The sequence below is a fragment of the Klebsiella quasivariicola genome (genome assembly GCF_002269255.1).
GTDB lineage: Bacteria > Pseudomonadota > Gammaproteobacteria > Enterobacterales > Enterobacteriaceae > Klebsiella > Klebsiella quasivariicola.
Genome location: NZ_CP022823.1, coordinates 2,533,602 through 2,550,984, shown reverse-complemented (window position 1 = coordinate 2,550,984; position 17,383 = coordinate 2,533,602). Strand labels below are relative to the sequence as shown.

The 17,383-nt window shown below is 58.1% G+C and carries 19 protein-coding genes; 14 read left to right on the top strand and 5 right to left on the bottom strand.

What is annotated here, in order from left to right; genetic code table 11:
* The first annotated feature begins 42 nt into the window (after window positions 1-42).
* The gene (locus B8P98_RS12745; protein ID WP_080896772.1) at window positions 43-966 is read left to right on the top strand and encodes a LysR substrate-binding domain-containing protein; all 924 of its coding nucleotides are present in this window, start codon (window positions 43-45) and stop codon (window positions 964-966) included.
* Window positions 967-1,264: 298 nt separating this feature from the next.
* Complete coding sequence (locus B8P98_RS12740) at window positions 1,265-3,637, top strand: glucose/quinate/shikimate family membrane-bound PQQ-dependent dehydrogenase (protein WP_095033091.1); 2,373 nt, start codon at window positions 1,265-1,267, stop codon at window positions 3,635-3,637.
* Window positions 3,638-3,692: 55 nt separating this feature from the next.
* Here B8P98_RS12740 and B8P98_RS12735 read toward each other — a convergent pair whose 3' ends face one another.
* The 3 genes from B8P98_RS12735 to cybB form a co-directional block, all read right to left on the bottom strand.
* Window positions 3,693-4,811 (bottom strand): S-(hydroxymethyl)glutathione dehydrogenase/class III alcohol dehydrogenase, encoded by a 1,119-nt coding sequence (locus tag B8P98_RS12735; RefSeq protein WP_025710811.1) that lies wholly within the window; start codon window positions 4,809-4,811, stop codon window positions 3,693-3,695.
* Between the two features lie 24 nt (window positions 4,812-4,835).
* Entirely contained in the window at window positions 4,836-5,111 is a 276-nt protein-coding gene (locus B8P98_RS12730; RefSeq protein ID WP_004101746.1) for a metal/formaldehyde-sensitive transcriptional repressor, read from the bottom strand.
* A 105-nt stretch (window positions 5,112-5,216) separates the two neighbouring features.
* Complete coding sequence (gene cybB / locus B8P98_RS12725; protein ID WP_025710812.1) at window positions 5,217-5,744, bottom strand: cytochrome b561; 528 nt, start codon at window positions 5,742-5,744, stop codon at window positions 5,217-5,219.
* Window positions 5,745-5,998: 254 nt separating this feature from the next.
* On the opposite strand from cybB, the gene B8P98_RS12720 reads away from it, so the two are divergent.
* Window positions 5,999-6,361: an RND transporter gene (locus B8P98_RS12720; RefSeq protein ID WP_095033090.1), complete on the top strand. Its 363-nt coding sequence runs from the start codon at window positions 5,999-6,001 to the stop codon at window positions 6,359-6,361.
* Window positions 6,362-6,370: 9 nt separating this feature from the next.
* Here the strand turns inward: B8P98_RS12720 and B8P98_RS12715 are convergent, their stop codons facing one another.
* The gene (locus B8P98_RS12715) at window positions 6,371-6,556 is read right to left on the bottom strand and encodes a hypothetical protein (RefSeq protein WP_095033089.1); all 186 of its coding nucleotides are present in this window, start codon (window positions 6,554-6,556) and stop codon (window positions 6,371-6,373) included.
* Window positions 6,557-6,776: 220 nt separating this feature from the next.
* Here B8P98_RS12715 and add point away from each other — a divergent pair, with 220 nt between their 5' ends.
* A complete protein-coding gene (add, locus tag B8P98_RS12710; protein ID WP_025710815.1) occupies window positions 6,777-7,778 on the top strand; it encodes an adenosine deaminase in 1,002 nt (333 codons plus the stop codon).
* A 35-nt stretch (window positions 7,779-7,813) separates the two neighbouring features.
* On the opposite strand, the gene B8P98_RS12705 is transcribed toward add, so the two are convergent.
* Window positions 7,814-8,854 (bottom strand): oxidoreductase, encoded by a 1,041-nt coding sequence (locus B8P98_RS12705; protein ID WP_095033088.1) that lies wholly within the window; start codon window positions 8,852-8,854, stop codon window positions 7,814-7,816.
* Window positions 8,855-9,042: 188 nt separating this feature from the next.
* On the opposite strand from B8P98_RS12705, the gene blr reads away from it, so the two are divergent.
* The 10 genes from blr to B8P98_RS12655 all read left to right on the top strand — a co-directional run bounded on the left by blr (window position 9,043) and on the right by B8P98_RS12655 (window position 17,382).
* Complete coding sequence (gene blr / locus B8P98_RS12700; protein ID WP_025710817.1) at window positions 9,043-9,180, top strand: division septum protein Blr; 138 nt, start codon at window positions 9,043-9,045, stop codon at window positions 9,178-9,180.
* 115 nt (window positions 9,181-9,295) lie between these two features.
* The gene (locus tag B8P98_RS12695; RefSeq protein ID WP_095033087.1) at window positions 9,296-10,666 is read left to right on the top strand and encodes a GH1 family beta-glucosidase; all 1,371 of its coding nucleotides are present in this window, start codon (window positions 9,296-9,298) and stop codon (window positions 10,664-10,666) included.
* Window positions 10,667-10,882: 216 nt separating this feature from the next.
* Window positions 10,883-11,098 carry a transcription modulator YdgT gene (gene ydgT, locus B8P98_RS12690; RefSeq protein WP_004202843.1) on the top strand — a complete coding sequence of 72 codons (216 nt, stop codon included), beginning with the start codon at window positions 10,883-10,885 and terminating at the stop codon, window positions 11,096-11,098.
* A 75-nt stretch (window positions 11,099-11,173) separates the two neighbouring features.
* The gene (locus B8P98_RS12685) at window positions 11,174-11,614 is read left to right on the top strand and encodes a DUF2569 domain-containing protein (protein ID WP_025710819.1); all 441 of its coding nucleotides are present in this window, start codon (window positions 11,174-11,176) and stop codon (window positions 11,612-11,614) included.
* A gap of 78 nt (window positions 11,615-11,692) precedes the next feature.
* Window positions 11,693-12,274, top strand: a complete 582-nt coding sequence (gene rsxA, locus B8P98_RS12680) for an electron transport complex subunit RsxA (protein ID WP_025710820.1) — start codon at window positions 11,693-11,695, stop codon at window positions 12,272-12,274.
* Window positions 12,274-12,852, top strand: a complete 579-nt coding sequence (rsxB, locus tag B8P98_RS12675; RefSeq protein ID WP_025710821.1) for an electron transport complex subunit RsxB — start codon at window positions 12,274-12,276, stop codon at window positions 12,850-12,852. Before rsxA ends, rsxB begins: the two co-directional genes overlap by 1 nt.
* Window positions 12,845-14,998, top strand: coding sequence for an electron transport complex subunit RsxC (rsxC, locus tag B8P98_RS12670; protein ID WP_080896767.1), 2,154 nt, complete (start codon window positions 12,845-12,847; stop codon window positions 14,996-14,998). The genes rsxB and rsxC overlap by 8 nt, the downstream gene beginning before the upstream one ends.
* Window positions 14,999-16,051 (top strand): electron transport complex subunit RsxD, encoded by a 1,053-nt coding sequence (gene rsxD / locus B8P98_RS12665; RefSeq protein ID WP_095033086.1) that lies wholly within the window; start codon window positions 14,999-15,001, stop codon window positions 16,049-16,051. It abuts the gene before it with no gap.
* Window positions 16,052-16,060: 9 nt separating this feature from the next.
* Complete coding sequence (gene rsxG / locus B8P98_RS12660) at window positions 16,061-16,681, top strand: electron transport complex subunit RsxG (RefSeq protein WP_025710824.1); 621 nt, start codon at window positions 16,061-16,063, stop codon at window positions 16,679-16,681.
* 2 nt (window positions 16,682-16,683) lie between these two features.
* Window positions 16,684-17,382 (top strand): electron transport complex subunit E, encoded by a 699-nt coding sequence (locus B8P98_RS12655; RefSeq protein ID WP_025710825.1) that lies wholly within the window; start codon window positions 16,684-16,686, stop codon window positions 17,380-17,382.
* The last annotated feature ends 1 nt before the right edge of the window (window position 17,383 follow it).

Below are 17,383 nucleotides of genomic sequence, written 5' to 3'. Positions count from 1 at the left end.
CGCTTGTCTCTTTCACCGCTGTGTTTTTAACATCATCTTACTATGGAAAAAAATGGTCTCTTCAGTCAGCGCATTCGCTTGCGCCATCTACACACCTTCGTGGCCGTCGCTCAACAGGGAACGCTGGGGCGCGCGGCTGAAACATTAAATCTGAGCCAGCCAGCACTCTCGAAAACGCTTAACGAGCTAGAACAGTTGACCGGTACCCGGCTGTTTGAGCGAGGCCGTCTGGGAGCACAGCTGACCCTGGTCGGTGAACAGTTTCTGACGCATGCCGTTAAGGTGCTTGATGCCCTTAACTCCGCCGGCCAGGCGCTGAACCGCAAAGAGGGTATGAATAACGACGTCGTGCGCATCGGCGCGCTGCCCACCGCCGCGCTGGGGATCCTGCCTACGGTGATCGGCCAGTTCCATAAGCAGCAAAAAGATATCACGCTGCAGGTCGCCACCATGAACAACACTATGCTGCTTGCCGGGTTAAAATCCGGGGAGATTGATATCGGCATTGGACGCATGTCCGATCCTGAATTGATGAGCGGGCTGCATTACGAGCTGCTGTTCCTTGAATCCCTGAAGCTGGTGGTTCGTCCGGGACACCCCCTGCTTCAGGAGACGGTGACCCTTAGCCGGGTCATGGACTGGCCAGTGGTGGTCTCACCGAAGGGCACTGTACCGCGGCAAAATGCTGAGGCACTCCTGCAGAGTCAGGGCTGTAAAATGCCCGCCGGCTGCATTGAGACCCTCTCGGCCTCCCTGTCGCGGCAGCTGACGGTCGATTTCGACTATGTGTGGTTCGTGCCTTCCGGGGCGGTGAAAGACGATCTTCGTCGTGGCGTGCTGACCGCCCTGCCGATCGCCACCCAGGGCGCCGGGGAGCCCATCGGCATTCTGACCCGCGTCGATGCGACACTGACCCCGGGGACACAAACGCTGCTTAGCGCCATCCGCAAATCCATGCCTGCCTGATCCTCTTTCTCCCCGGCCTGCGCTGGTCGGGGACTCACCTTTCTGCCTCTCCCCCGTCCGCGCGCCTTGAACACATTCAGCAAAATAATCATTTAGTGCGAAATTATTTATTAACAATTGCGCAAATTTCTTTAACAGATCTATCATATCGTGATTTCACCAAATGGTTCACTCGAAATCAGATTTGGCAATAAAGACGTATTTACGAAGGTTCAAACCACTTCATTCATAAATGAAATAATTAGAATGTGTTTCATTTGGTTCGCTCTGAGGTGGTGGGTGTGGTTAAGGAGATTACATGGCAACTGGCAACGCGCCGCGCGGATTCCCCCGGATCCTGCAGTGGCTTCTCGCCGGACTGATGCTCATCATCGGTCTGGCTATCGGTATTCTTGGGGTAAAACTGGCTACCGTCGGCGGCACGCTGTACTTCGCACTGATGGGCTTGGTGATGGTCATCGCCGCAGTGCTGATTTTCCGTCACCGCCGCGGCGGCATTGTATTGTACGCCGTGGCGTTTATCGCCTCGGTGATGTGGGCGATTAGCGACGCTGGCTGGAACTTCTGGCCGCTCTTCTCGCGCCTCTTCGCCCTGGGCGTGCTGGCTTTTCTCGCCGTCCTGGTCTGGCCTTTCCTCGCCAGCCCGCCGGCGAAAAAAGGCCCGGCTTTTACCATCGCCGCCATTTTTGCCGTGGCGCTGGCGGTAAGCTTTGGCTGGATGTTCAAACCCGAACCGTTGGTCAGTGCCAGCGAAGCGGTACCGGTGAAGCCTGTCGCGCCGGGCGAACAGCAGAAAAACTGGGCGCACTGGGGTAACACCACCCACGGCGACCGTTTCGCCGCGCTGGATCAGATCAACAAACAAAACGTCAACCAGCTGCAGGTGGCCTGGGTGGCGCATACTGGCGATATCCCGCAGAGCAATGGCTCCGGCGCGGAGGATCAAAATACGCCGCTGCAGATTGGCGATACGCTGTACGTCTGTACCCCTTACAGCAAAGTGCTGGCGCTGGATGTGGACAGCGGGAAAGAGAAATGGCGCTATGACTCCAAATCCTCTTCGCCAAACTGGCAGCGCTGCCGCGGCTTAGGCTATTACGAAGATAGCCAGGCGCAATCTACGCCAGCGTCAGGCACTCAGCCTGCCGCCTGTTCCCGTCGTCTGTTCCTGCCGACCATCGACGCCCGCCTGATCGCCATTGATGCCGACACCGGGAAACTGTGTGAGAGCTTCGGCGATCGCGGTATTGTCGACCTCAGCGTCGGCATGGGAGAAGTCAAAGCAGGCTACTATCAGCAGACCTCTACCCCGCTGGTGGCGGGCAATGTGGTGGTGGTGGGTGGCCGCGTCGCGGATAACTACTCGACCGGCGAACCGCCTGGGGTGGTCCGCGCGTTTGACGTCCACACTGGCAAACTGGCGTGGGCGTGGGATCCTGGCAATCCAGCGCTGACCGGCGTACCGCCGGAAGGCCAGACCTATACGCGCGGCACGCCAAACGTCTGGTCGGCGATGTCCTACGACGCGAAGCTGAACCTGATCTATCTGCCAACCGGCAACGCCACACCCGATTTCTTCGGTGGCGAACGTACCGCACTGGACGATAAATATAGCTCGTCTATCGTTGCCGTAGATGCCACCACCGGCCAGGTGCGCTGGCACTTCCAGACCACTCACCACGACCTGTGGGATTTTGACCTGCCTTCCCAGCCGCTGCTGTACGACCTGCCTGACGGCAAGGGCGGCACCACGCCGGTGCTGGTGCAGACCAGCAAGCAGGGCATGATCTTTATGCTCAACCGCGAGACCGGCGAGCCAGTGGCGAAAGTGGAAGAGCGTCCGGTACCGGCGGGCAACGTCAAGGGTGAACGCTACTCACCGACGCAGCCTTACTCTGTAGGGATGCCGATGATCGGCAACCAGACGCTGACCGAGTCCGATATGTGGGGAGCGACACCGATCGACCTGCTGCTGTGCCGTATCCAGTTCAAAGAGATGCGTCATCAGGGCGTCTTTACCCCACCAGGTGAAGACCGCTCTCTGCAGTTCCCGGGCTCGCTCGGCGGCATGAACTGGGGCAGCGTTTCGGTGGATCCGAACAACAGCCTGATGTTCGTCAACGATATGCGCCTGGGCCTCGCCAACTACATGGTGCCACGCGCGAAGGTGGCGAAAGACGCCAGCGGGATTGAGATGGGCATTGTGCCGATGGAAGGTACGCCGTTTGGCGCGATGCGCGAACGTTTCCTGTCGCCGCTGGGCATTCCGTGTCAGAAACCGCCGTTCGGCACCATGTCCGCGGTGGATCTGAAAACCGGGAAACTGGTGTGGCAGGTGCCAGTGGGCACCGTAGAAGATACCGGGCCGCTGGGGATCCGTATGCATATGCCCATTCCGATCGGCATGCCGACCCTTGGCGCCTCACTGGCGACACAGTCCGGACTGCTGTTCTTTGCCGGTACGCAGGATTTCTACCTGCGCGCCTTTGATACCGCGAACGGCAAAGAGATCTGGAAATCGCGTCTGCCGGTCGGCAGCCAGTCCGGCCCGATGACCTATGTCTCACCGAAAACCGGTAAGCAGTACATTATTATCAATGCCGGCGGCGCCCGTCAGTCACCGGATCGCGGCGATTACATCATCGCCTACGCGCTCCCTGACCAGCACTGATCGACCTAAGTAAAAGGGCCCATCCGGGCCCTTTTTTATGAGTGACGATACGCGATTACTGGTCGCCAAAATGGATGACGGTACGAATCGATTTGCCTTCATGCATCAGATCGAAGGCTTCGTTAATCTGCTCCAGCGGCAGGCGATGGGTAATAAACGGGTCGAGGCGAATTTTACCCGCCATCGCGTCTTCCACCATTCCCGGGAGCTGACTGCGTCCTTTCACGCCGCCGAAGGCGGAACCGCGCCACACGCGGCCGGTTACCAGCTGGAACGGACGGGTCTTGATCTCCTGCCCAGCCCCTGCGACGCCGATGATGACGCTCTCACCCCAGCCTTTATGGCAGCACTCCAGCGCGGCGCGCATGACGTTAACATTGCCGATGCACTCGAAGCTGAAATCCACGCCCCCGTCGGTCAGCTCGACAATCACATCCTGAATCGGCTTATCGTAGTCGTTCGGGTTAATAAAGTCGGTTGCGCCCATCTCTTTTGCCAGGGTGAACTTATCCGGGTTGGTATCGACCGCCAGAATACGCCCGGCCTGCGCCTGCACCGCGCCCTGGATCACCGCCAGACCAATGCCGCCCAGACCAAAGACCGCGACGCTATCCCCGGCCTTGACCTTCGCCGTGTTGTGCACCGCGCCGATACCGGTGGTCACGCCGCAGCCCAGCAGGCACACTTTATCCAGCGGCGCCTGCGGATTCACTTTCGCCAGCGAGATCTCAGCGCAGACCGTGTATTCACTGAAGGTGCTGGTGCCCATGTAGTGATAGATCGGTTCGCCGTTGTACGAGAAACGGGTGGTGCCGTCCGGCATCAGCCCTTTGCCCTGGGTGGCTCGCACCGCCTGACAGAGGTTGGTTTTACCCGACTTACAGAACTTGCACTCACCGCATTCCGCAGTATACAGCGGGATCACGTGGTCCCCCGGCTTAAGGCTGGTGACGCCCTCGCCTACTTCCACGACCACGCCGCCGCCTTCATGGCCCAGCACCGCCGGGAAGACCCCTTCCGGATCGTCGCCGGAGAGGGTAAAGGCATCGGTATGGCAGACGCCGGTGTGGGTGATTTTCACCAGAACTTCGCCTTTCTTCGGCGGCGCGACGTCAATCTCAACGATTTTTAACGGCTGGCCGGGACCAAAGGCAACTGCTGCGCGTGATTTCATAACTGTCTCTTCCTCGTCGTGATGTTATTTTAAATAGGATCGTAGCAGATGACCGACCTCTGCCATTCTCGCGGCCCGCTGGTCCGGGGTGGTCTCGCCGCTAACCAGCTCGTCCTGCAGGTGGATCTCCACCATTTCGCCCATCAGGCCATTTGCCGCCCCGCGAATCGAAGCAATCTGCTGCAGGATTGTCATGCAGGGTTCGCCAGACTCCAGCGCGCGCTCGAGGGCTTCAACCTGGCCGCGAATGCGTCGTACGCGACTGAGCGCCCGTTTTTTATCTTCAGGTGAATGTGGCACGATTACGCCTCCGTATCATATAGGGGGGTATACTATATTTTATTACTCATAAAGGCAAAAAAAACCCCGTCGCGGGACGGGGTCAGGCAAAACGGTAACCATCGTTTAGCGCTTACGGGGCATCATCCGCAGCAGGGTATTATCTTTCCACCAGTAATGATGGAGCAGCGCGGCAAGGGCATGCAGGCCAATCACAAAGTACCCAGCGTTGGCTAACCATTCATGGATCGCCTTCAGGCTATCTACCCGCTCAAAATCGCTCTGTGGCGCATAGGGCATGGTCAGGCCAAAGGCGTACCAGGGATTTCCGCGCCAGTACATCATCACCATCCCGATCAGCGGCAAGGCAATAAACAGCAGATAGATAACCAGATGACCGAGATGAGCAAAGCCGGTCATCATCGGCGACGGTTTCGGCACGATCGGCGGCGCTGGCGACTTCAGCCGCACCAGCAAACGCACCACCATCAGCACGCAGATGGCGATCCCGCAGGAAACATGAATCATATTAATCAGCGGCCGGTCGCTACGGGGGAAAAAACCTCGCAGCTCCATCGCGGCATAGGCCACCACCACCAGCAAAAAGACCAGCCAGTGGATGCCGATCTGCAGGCCCGAATATTTATCGCGCATGGAATATCCTTAATGGAAAATGTGATGCAGCCAACATAGCCGCCTTGCCTTAAATTTTCATTAACCTTTACGTTGAATTAACAATTGATTACCACATGCACTGGCCTGCGCGGCGTGCCTTAAACAGGTAGAGATTGCCGGCCAAAGATTATCCCTCGGTCCTTACAAAATTAAACAGTTTTGTCACCTGCCGCTACGTTGCGCCTTCTATAGTAGAAAACATCTGTCGGGCCACACTGCGCAGGGAGATGAAAATGAAGAAAATCGGCTTATCGTTGTTGCTACTGACCACACTGGCCAGCCCGGCTTTTGCCGCAGACTGTCAGCCAAACGGCATTGGCGGCTCGTTTTGCATTAACGATGACGGCACGACCACCGACACGGTGCCTAATGAAGTGAATGGCATGGATACGTACTCGAATAATGGCGGGTATACCAGCTCCCTGCCCGATCGGTCAGGAGCAGATGAAGCACTGGAAGGTTCATCGCTTTCGGCGCAGCAAGGCGTCAGCAGCGGCCAGAGCGACAGCGCGCTGGCGGGTCGCGACTGGCATTCGCCGTCCAATCTGAATGATGGCGCCGCCACCTCCAGCATGAGCGTGCTGGATACCCCCTGAGAAGGGAGGCTAAGCAAAGCTCCAGCCCGCGGCGCCGATAGCCACAGCGAACAGCAGGCAGGCCAGCGCCGTTTTGCGTAACAGCATGGTATAGAATGAAATCGCAACGCCAATAAACACCACAATCAGAATGGGCCACATGCTTAATAACATCAGCAGAAAACCCGCAATATTGTTATGGATTACGCTCTCCACATCCGCATCCTTGCCTCATCGTCGATAAAGTAAGCAGAATTTAATATGTTACATGAATACATTCAAATAAAATATAAATGTAAATAATTATGCAGCGCATTCTGCGGCGCTGAGCGGCCCTGGCGCAGGCTTCTGTATCTGTTGCCTTTTTCAATCGTTTTAAAGCATCAGGCATCTGTTGTATAATGACGTGCACTTTAACTAAAAAAAGAGTGCGACCATGATTGATTCTTCATTGCCATTAACCGACATTCACCGCCACCTTGACGGTAACATCCGGGCCCAAACCATCCTCGATCTTGGCCGCGAGTTTAATATTGCCCTTCCCGCTACCACCCTTGAATCGCTGCGTCCCCACGTCCAGGTCACCAGCCTCGAACCGGATCTGGTCAGTTTTCTCGCTAAGCTCGACTGGGGGGTGAAAGTCCTGGCCTCGCTGGAAGCTTGTCGCCGCGTGGCGTACGAAAACGTGGAAGATGCCGCGCGCAATGGCCTGCACTATGTCGAGTTGCGCTTCTCTCCTCGCTATATGGCGATGACCCACCAGCTTCCCGTCGACGGCGTGGTTGAGGCAGTTATCGCTGGCGTACGTGAAGGGAGCCGCGATTTTCAGGTCGAGGCCCGCCTGATCGGCATTATGAGTCGTACCTTCGGCGAAGCCGCCTGTCAGGAAGAGCTGGCGGCGCTGCTCGCTCACCGCGAGGGCATCACCGCACTCGATCTGGCCGGCGATGAGCTCGGTTTCCCGGGCGCGCTGTTCCTTAATCACTTTAACCAGGCCCGCGACGCTGGCTGGCATATCACCGTCCATGCTGGCGAAGCGGCTGGTCCGGAAAGTATCTGGCAGGCTATCCGTGAGCTGGGCGCCGAGCGCATCGGCCATGGAGTGAAAGCGGTACAGGATCCGGCCCTGATGGACTACCTGGCCGAGCACCGCATCGGGATCGAATCGTGCCTGACCTCCAATGTGCAAACCAGCACCGTGGCCTCCCTGGCCCAGCATCCGCTGAAGCAGTTCCTTGAGCACGGCGTGCTGGCCAGCCTCAACACCGACGATCCGGCGGTCCAGGGGGTCGATATCATTCACGAGTATACCGTGGCGGCGCCAGCGGCAGGCCTGAGCCGGGAACAGATCCGTCAGGCGCAGATCAACGGACTGGCCCAGGCGTTTCTGAGCGAACAGGAAAAAGCCGCGCTCATTCAGCGGGTTGCTAAAGGCTGAAGACAGGCCCGGCGGCTGTGCTGCCGGGCAACGCCTCATACCAGGCTGAGCGTGGCGCGATGCCTGGCCGACTCGAGACCCAGCTCAATCAGGGTCATGATCTGAATCGCCTCGCTGGCCGGGACCGGGTTTTCCCCCGCCCCGTTAAGCGCGTCGCGGATTGCAGCATAGTAAGCGGGATAATTTCCCGGTAGCGTCAGCCAGGTCTCCTGGCGGCGTTCGTCACCTTCGGCGCGGGTCAGCGTACCGTCGCGCATATCATATCCCCAGTCCTCTTGTGGCAAACGTTCGCCATTTTTAAGCCGTTCCTCTTGCGGGTCGAGACCATACTTTATATAGCTGGCCCGCGAACCATGAACGATAAAGCGCGCAGTCTCCGCGGCGGCGAGTAGCGTACCGTGCAACACCACCCGCCGCTGGGGATAAACCAGCACGGCGTGGAAATAGTCAGTGGATTGCGCGCCGGGCCGCAGCTGAGCGAGATCCACGGTAATGCTCACCGGCAGGCCAAACAGCACTACCGCCTGGTCGAGCAGATGCGGCCCCAGGTCATACCAAATTCCGCTCCCGGGGCCCGCCTGCTCCCGCCAGCGCTGGCGCACCTGGGGGCGGAAGCGGTCGAAATGTGATTCGAAATAACACACTTCCCCCAGCTGACCTTCGTTAATCAGCGCCCTGACGGTTAAAAAATCGCTGTCCCAGCGGCGATTATGAAACACCGACAGCACGCGGCCGCCGTGCTTAGCCAGGGCCTCCAGCTCACGAGCTTGTGACAGTGTCACGGTAAAGGGTTTATCGACTACCGTATGCTTCCCTGCCTCCAGCGCCGCTTTGGCCAGAGAGAAATGGGTGTCATTCGGGGTGGCGATGACCACCAGGTCGATGTCAGGATCGGTAAGTAACTCACTCGCCTGGCTTATCACCTTCACGCCTGGCCAGTCCGCATGAACGTTATCGGCGTCGCGGCTGGCGATCGCCGCCAGCGCCATGCCCGGCGTGCCACTGATTAACGGCGCGTGAAACGTTTTGCTGGCGTAGCCGTAGCCTATAAGCCCTACCCGGATCGCGTCACTCATGTTACCGCCTCGCTTTCATCTGATGTCAGGAGCAGGTTAATGAAAATAATCTTACAAATAGTGAGCAGGATTTATCATTTTTTAACCTGCGCTTTTTCCGCACACTTGCAAAATCAGACAGATACCCCTTGTGATCTGCTGACCATAGAGTAACATTTCACGCTGTGTTCAAAGGATAATGAAGCATGATGACAACTGTTTTTACCCGTATTGTAGAACTTATTGGCTGGGTTGTTTTTGGTATTTCCGCTCTGCTTTTGGTTATCGCGCACCATATTGATAACTACCAGACGCCACCGCCTGCGGATGTGGTGCAGACTAAGTAGCACCGTCGGGAAACAGTGACCCGCCTCGCAACTGTGCAACCGGTTTCAGAAACCGGTTGCACATACATCCTGCCTTTTATTACACTCCCTCTATCATTAGACAGGGAGCTTTCTCATGGCCGCTTTTCCGCAACATTTTTTATGGGGTGCCGCAACCGCAGCGTATCAGGTTGAGGGTGGGCACAATGCTGACGGTAAGGGACCGTCAATCTGGGATATCTACTCCCACCTGCCGGGAACTACCTTTGAGGGAACCACCGGCGATGTCGCCGTCGATCACTATCACCGCTTTCGTGAAGATGTGGCGTTAATGGCCGAAATGGGCCTGCAAAGCTACCGTTTTTCCATTTCATGGCCCCGGCTGTTGCCCGCAGGCCGTGGCGAAGTTAATGAAGCAGGAGTGCAGTTTTACAGCGATCTGATTGATGAACTGCTGGCGCATAATATTGAACCAATGATCACTCTCTATCACTGGGACCTGCCGCAGGCTCTGCAGGATGAGGGCGGCTGGGAGGCACGCAGTACCGCCGAAGCCTTCGCGGAATACGCCCGCTTGTGCTACGCGCGCTTTGGTTCCCGAGTGAAGCTCTGGGCCACCTTTAACGAGACGATTGTGTTCATCGGCCACGGCTACATAAACGGCCGGCATCCCCCGGCGGTGCGCGATCCGGCGCGTGCCATTCAGGCCTGTCATCACGTGTTTATCGCCCATGCGCTGGCGGTGAAGGCCTTTCGCGAGATGGCCGTGGCGGGCGAAATTGGTTTCGTTAATGTGCTGCAGCCGCATACCCCGCTCACCGACAGCGAGGCGGACATAAAGGCCACTGAACTGGCTGACGCCATCCATACCCACTGGCTGTACGATCCGGTACTAAAAGGCACCTATCCTGCCGAGCTGCTGGCGCAGACCCAGGCCCTGTGGGGCGTACCGCGCTTTGCCCCGGGGGACGATGCGTTGCTCCGCGACAATCGCTGCGACTTTATTGGTCTGAACTACTATCGTCGGGAAACGGTATCCGCGCAGCCGCCCGAAGTCGCTACCGGCGGCGAGCCTGGCGTAGAGGGTTTGTTTTATTTTGTGCATAATCCGCAGAGCACCTATACCGAATGGGGCTGGGAAATCTGGCCGCAGGGGCTGACCGACGGCATTATGATGATCAAGGCGCGCTATGGTGATATCCCTATCTATATCACCGAGAATGGTCTGGGGGCGAAAGACCCGATCATTGCTGGTGAAGTGGTCGACGACCCGCGAATTGATTACCTGAGCAGCCATATCGGCGCCCTGGAACAAGCGCTGGCGCTGGGAGCAGACGTGCGGGGTTATTATCCGTGGTCGTTTATCGATCTGCTGAGCTGGCTCAACGGTTATCAAAAGCAATACGGCTTTGTCTATGTCGATCACCAGCAAAATCTGGCGCGGAAACGAAAGAAGAGTTTTTATTGGTACAAATCTGTTATTGCCAGTCACGGCGAACAGCGTTAATCTTCTCCTGCGGGCGCCATTCGGCGCCCGGTCTGGTTTTAGAATATTCTTAAACATCTCCCTACTCTTCAAGGCTGGCTTTGCCCCTTGTCATGGGTTTATATATCCTGAATCATTCCATGCGGCCCCAGCAGAAGGCGCCATTGGTTGAGAGTAGGTTTAGTGAATGCTGATAATATTCAATGTAATTATTCCGATTATAAAATGGATACGAAAATGACCGTTCTGGACTATTTATTAAAATTCCGCAAAATCAGTTCGCTGGAAAGTCTTGAAAAACTTTTTGATCACCTTAACTACTCCCTGACCGACACCGAAGAGATCGTGAATATGTATCGTGCGGCCGACCATCGCCGGGCGGAGCTGGTTTCTGGCGGTAAATTGTTCGATGTGGGCCAGGTGCCTAAATCCGTTTGGCGATTCGTGCAGTAAGGCTGTCATCCTTCACGCCAGTTGCTTATACTTCCCGGCCTGCTTTTACTCACTGGCGTTGAATAGGGGAGAATCATGACGTCTCAATCTGCGGAACGCATCGGCGGATGGCTGCTGGCACCGCTGGCCTGGTTGCTGGTGGCGCTGTTAAGCGCCTCGTTATCGCTGCTGTTTTTTGCCGATGCCCTCATGTCGCCGCAGACCTATGCGCTACTGCATGCGATGAGCGCCGGACACCTGGCGCTGTGGATCGCCTCGCTGCTCTTTGCCCTGGCCATGTGGTATTACACGCTCTGGCTGACCATTGCATTTTTCAAGCGACGGGCGGTAGTGCCGAAACACTATATTATCTGGCTGCTGATTACTCTGCTGCTGGCGATTAAGGCTTTTGCCTTTTCTCCCGTTTCAGATGTACTTGCTCTGCGTCAGCTGCTGTTTCCGCTGCTGGCTGCCGCGCTGCTGGCACCCTATTTCCGCCGCTCGCAGCGGGTAAAACGGACCTTTGTTAATCCGTAATAACCCCACACTTAACCTGTTGTCGCCGGTATCGATTTATTCGATAATAAGCGGCTTTTTTTCGTTTCAGGTCGCATGATGGCTGATTATTTACTGCTCTTTATTGGTACAGTCCTGGTCAATAACTTCGTTCTGGTGAAGTTTCTTGGTCTGTGCCCGTTTATGGGGGTTTCCAAAAAGCTGGAAACCGCAATGGGGATGGGGCTTGCCACCACCTTCGTGATGACCCTGGCCTCTATTTGCGCCTGGCTGATTGATACCTGGATCCTTATCCCGCTAAACCTGGTCTATTTACGCACCCTGGCTTTTATTCTGGTTATTGCGGTGGTGGTCCAGTTCACTGAGATGGTGGTACGTAAAACCAGTCCGGCGCTCTATCGCCTGTTGGGGATCTTTTTGCCACTTATCACCACCAACTGCGCGGTGCTCGGGGTGGCTTTGCTGAATATCAATCTGGGCCACAATTTCCTGCAGTCCGCGTTGTACGGCTTTGCCGCCGCCGTCGGCTTCTCGCTGGTGATGGTACTGTTCGCGGCGATCCGCGAACGTCTGGTGGTGGCCGATGTACCCGCGCCGTTTCGCGGGAACGCCATCGCCCTGGTTACCGCCGGTTTAATGTCTCTCGCCTTTATGGGCTTTAGTGGTTTGGTGAAGTTGTAATGAGCGCAGTCTGGATAGCCGTGATCGCCATCAGCCTGTTGGGGCTGATTTTCGGCTTAATACTGGGGTATGCCTCCCGCCGTTTCGCGGTGCAGGATGATCCGGTAGTAGAAAAAATTGATGAGCTGTTGCCGCAGAGCCAGTGTGGGCAGTGTGGCTATCCTGGCTGCCGCCCCTATGCGGAAGCGGTCGGTGCCCAGGGGGAAAAAATTAACCGCTGCGCCCCGGGTGGGGAAGCGGTGATGTTAAAAATAGCCGCCTTACTGAACGTCGATCCGCAGCCAGTCGACGGCGACGAGCACGAGGCGGAGCCGGTTCGCATGCTCGCGGTGATAGACGAGCCGAACTGTATTGGCTGTACCAAATGTATCCAGGCGTGTCCGGTGGATGCCATAGTTGGCGCGACCCGCGCCATGCATACCGTGATGAGCGACCTGTGCACCGGCTGCAATCTGTGTGTGGCCCCCTGCCCGACCCAGTGCATATCACTCGTTCCGGTGGCGACGACCCCGGAAACCTGGAAATGGGATCTGCATGCGATCCCGGTGCGAAATATTCCTGTGGAACAACATGTTTAAGTTATTTTCCGCTTTCCGAAAAGATAAAGTCTGGGATTTTAACGGCGGTATTCATCCCCCGGAAATGAAAACCCAGTCTAACGGCACCCCGCTGCGCCAGGTATCGCTGCCGCAGCGTCTTGTTATTCCATTGAAGCAGCACATTGGCGCCGAGGGCGAACTGTGCGTCAAGGTGGGCGATCGGGTGCTGCGCGGCCAGCCATTGACTCGCGGCTGGGGCAGAATGCTCCCCGTTCATGCCCCGACCTCCGGCACCATTGCCGCCATCGCCCCGCACACCACCGCCCATCCGTCAGCGCTGGCGGAGATGAGCGTCATTATTGACGCCGACGGCGAAGATCGCTGGATCGAACGCGACGGCTGGAGCGACTATCAGACCCGGACGCGTGAAGCACTTATCGAACGTATTCATCAGTTTGGCGTCGCGGGCCTCGGCGGCGCCGGCTTCCCTACCGGCAGCAAACTGCGCGGCGGCGGGGATAAAATCAAAACGCTGATCATTAACGCCGCTGAGTGTGAGCCTTATATCACGGCGGACGACCGCCTGATGCAGGACTGCGCGGCGCAGATTGTCGAGGGGATCCGTATCCTCGCTCATATTCTGCAGCCGGACGAAGTGCTGATCGGTATTGAAGACAACAAGCCGCAGGCCATCTCAATGCTGCGGGCGGTGCTCTGCGACGCCCATGGTATCTCGCTGCGGGTGATCCCTACCAAATACCCCTCCGGTGGCGCCAAGCAGCTGACTCAAATTCTCACCGGCAAGCAAGTGCCGCACGGCGGCCGTTCGTCGGATATTGGCGTGCTGATGCAGAACGTCGGTACGGCCTACGCGGTAAAACGCGCTGTCATAGACGGCGAACCGTTAACAGAGCGCGTGGTCACCCTCACCGGTGAGGCGGTGACCCGTCCGGGCAACGTCTGGGCGCGCCTTGGCACGCCGGTGCGCCATCTGCTGGATGACGCCGGCTTTTGCGCCAGCGCCGAACCGATGGTGATCATGGGCGGCCCGCTGATGGGCTTTACCCTGCCGTGGCTGGATGTTCCGGTGGTGAAGATAACCAACTGCCTGCTGGCGCCTTCCGCCAGCGAGATGGGCGAGCCGCAGGAAGAGAAAGGCTGCATTCGCTGTAGCGCCTGCGCCGACGCCTGCCCGGCCGATCTGCTACCGCAGCAGCTGTACTGGTTCAGCAAAGGCCAGCAGCACGATAAAGCCACCGCCCACAACCTGGCGGACTGTATCGAATGTGGCGCCTGCGCCTGGGTTTGCCCAAGCAATATTCCGCTGGTGCAGTACTTCCGTCAGGAAAAAGCCGAGATCAGCGCGATTCGTCAGGAAGAGCAGCGCGCCGCGGAGGCCAAAGCACGATTCGAAGCCCGACAAGCGCGCCTGGAGCGCGAGAAAGCGGCCCGCGCCGAACGGCATAAAAAAGCTGCCGTTCAGCCTGCCGCCAAAGATCAGGAGGCGATTAACGCCGCCCTGGCCCGGGTACGTGACAAGCAGCGTGACGCCGCGCAACCGATCGTTATCCAGGCTGGCGCCAAACCGGACAACAGCGAGGCGATTGCCGCTCGTGAAGCGCGTAAGGCTGAAGCTCGGGCGCGCAAAGCGCAGCAGCAGGCCGCGCCGGTGGACGCTCCAGTGACAGACACCGTCGATCCGCGTAAAGCCGCGGTGGAAGCTGCTATTGCCCGCGCCAAAGCGCGTAAAGTCGAGCAGCAGGCCGCGCCGGTGGACGCTCCGGTGACCGACACCGTCGATCCGCGTAAAACCGCGGTGGAAGCGGCTATTGCCCGCGCTAAAGCGCGTAAGGCCGAGCAGCAGGCCGCACCGGTGGACGCTCCGGCGACCGAACCGGTCGATCCACGTAAAGCCGCGGTGGAAGCGGCTATTGCCCGCGCCAAAGCGCGTAAAGCCGAGCAGCAGGCCGCACCGGTGGACGCTCCGGCGACCGAACCGGTCGATCCGCGTAAAGCCGCGGTGGAAGCGGCCATTGCCCGTGCCAAAGCGCGTAAGCAACAGGCAGCCCAGGCGGAGATCGCGTCAGCCGCAGCCAATGACGACCCACGCAAAGCGGCTGTCGCCGCCGCGATCGCCCGCGTTCAGGCGCGTAAAGCAACACAGCAGGCCGTTAACGAGGAATAAATGGTTTTTAGAATCGCAAGCTCCCCTTATACCCATAACCAGCGGCAGACCTCGCGCATTATGCTGCTGGTGCTGCTCGCCGCCGTGCCTGGCATCGTGGTCCAGACCTGGTTTTTCGGCTGGGGCACCGTCCTGCAGATCGTCCTCGCCGCCCTGACGGCCTGGGCGACGGAAGCCGCTATCCTTAAACTGCGTAAGCAGCATATTGTGGCGACCCTGAAGGATAACTCCGCCCTGCTCACCGGCCTGTTGCTGGCGGTGAGTATTCCGCCGCTGGCTCCCTGGTGGATGGTGGTGCTCGGCACTGCCTTTGCCGTGGTGATCGCCAAGCAGCTGTACGGTGGATTAGGCCATAACCCGTTTAACCCGGCGATGATCGGCTATGTCGTGCTGCTGATCTCGTTCCCGGTGCAGATGACCTCCTGGCTGCCTTCGTATGAGATTGCCGCCCATATCCCGGCGTTCAGCGATGCGCTGCAGATGATCTTCACCGGCCATACCGCCGCCGGGGGCGACATGAGTAGCCTGCGGCTGGGTATTGATGGCGTCAGCCAGGCCACCCCGCTGGATACCTTTAAAACCTCTCTGCATGCCGGACATAGCGTCCAGCAGGTGTTACAGTTGCCGGTTTACGGCGGGGTACTGGCAGGTCTGGGCTGGCAGTGGGTCAATATCGCCTGGCTGGTGGGCGGCCTGTTCCTGCTGTGGCAGAAGGCGATCCGCTGGCATATCCCGGTCAGCTTCCTTGTTAGCCTCGGCCTGTGCGCCGCTCTCGGCTGGTTTTTCTCGCCGCAGAGCCTGGCCTCACCACAGATGCATTTGCTCTCCGGGGCGACCATGCTTGGCGCCTTCTTTATCCTGACCGACCCGGTGACAGCCTCAACAACCAACCGCGGCCGCCTGATCTTTGGCGCCCTCGCCGGCCTGCTGGTCTGGCTTATTCGCAGCTTCGGCGGTTACCCGGACGGCGTGGCATTTGCCGTTCTGCTGGCGAATATTACCGTTCCACTGATCGATTACTACACACGCCCCCGCGTGTATGGCCACCGTTGAGGAGCGATGATGTTAAAAACAATGCGTAAACACGGTGTCACGCTGGCGCTGTTTGCCGCCGGCTCCACCGGGCTGACGGCGGCGATCAATGAGCTGACCAAAAGCACTATCGATCAGCAGGCGGCCCTGCAGCAGAAAGCATTATTCGACCAGGTCTTACCTGCCGACCGCTATAATAACGATCTGCTCAAGAGCTGCTATCTGGTCAGCGCCCCGGCGCTGGGGAAAGGTCAGCATAAGGTGTGGATTGCCAAAAATAACGACCAGCCGATCGGCGCGGTCATGGAAACCACCGCGCCGGATGGCTATTCCGGGGCGATACAGTTGCTGGTTGCCGCCGATTTCAGCGGCACCGTCCTCGGCACCCGCGTGACCGAGCATCATGAAACGCCAGGTCTTGGCGATAAAATCGAGCTTCGCCTGTCGGACTGGATCACGCATTTTGCCGGGAAAGTCATTCACGGCCAGGGCGACAGCCACTGGGCGGTTAAAAAAGACGGCGGCGATTTTGACCAATTCACCGGGGCCACCATCACTCCCCGGGCGGTGGTCAATGCCGTTAAGCGCGCAGGCCTGTATGCACAAACGCTGCCTGAGCAACTTCCTGAATTCACCGCCTGTGGAGAGTAACCATGAGCGAAGTTAAAGACGTCATCGTCCAGGGCCTGTGGAAAAATAACTCCGCCCTGGTTCAGCTGTTAGGCATGTGTCCGCTGCTGGCGGTCACCTCGACCGCTACCAACGCTCTCGGGCTGGGCCTGGCCACCACCCTGGTGTTAACCCTGACCAACCTGACCATCTCCAGCCTGCGCCGCTGGACCCCGGCGGAGATCCGGATCCCCATCTATGTCATGATCATCGCCTCGGTGGTGAGCGTCGTGCAGATGCTGATCAACGCCTATGCCTTCGGCCTCTACCAGTCGCTGGGGATTTTCATCCCGCTTATCGTCACCAACTGTATCGTGGTGGGCCGCGCCGAAGCCTTTGCCGCTAAAAAAGGGCCGGCGCTGTCGGCGCTGGATGGCTTCTCTATCGGCATGGGCGCCACCTGCGCGATGTTTGTGCTGGGCTCCCTGCGCGAGATCCTTGGCAACGGCACGCTGTTTGACGGCGCCGACAGTCTGCTTGGCAGCTGGGCTAAGGTGCTGCGCATCGAGGTTTTCCATACGGATACCCCCTTCCTGCTGGCTATGCTGCCGCCAGGCGCCTTTATTGGCCTCGGTATGATGCTGGCGGTAAAATATCTCATCGATGAACGTAGCAAGCAGCGAAAGGCGCAGGCGGCCCGTGCCGGCTCTGTCGCCCCGTCTGATGTGACAGGGAAAGCGTAAT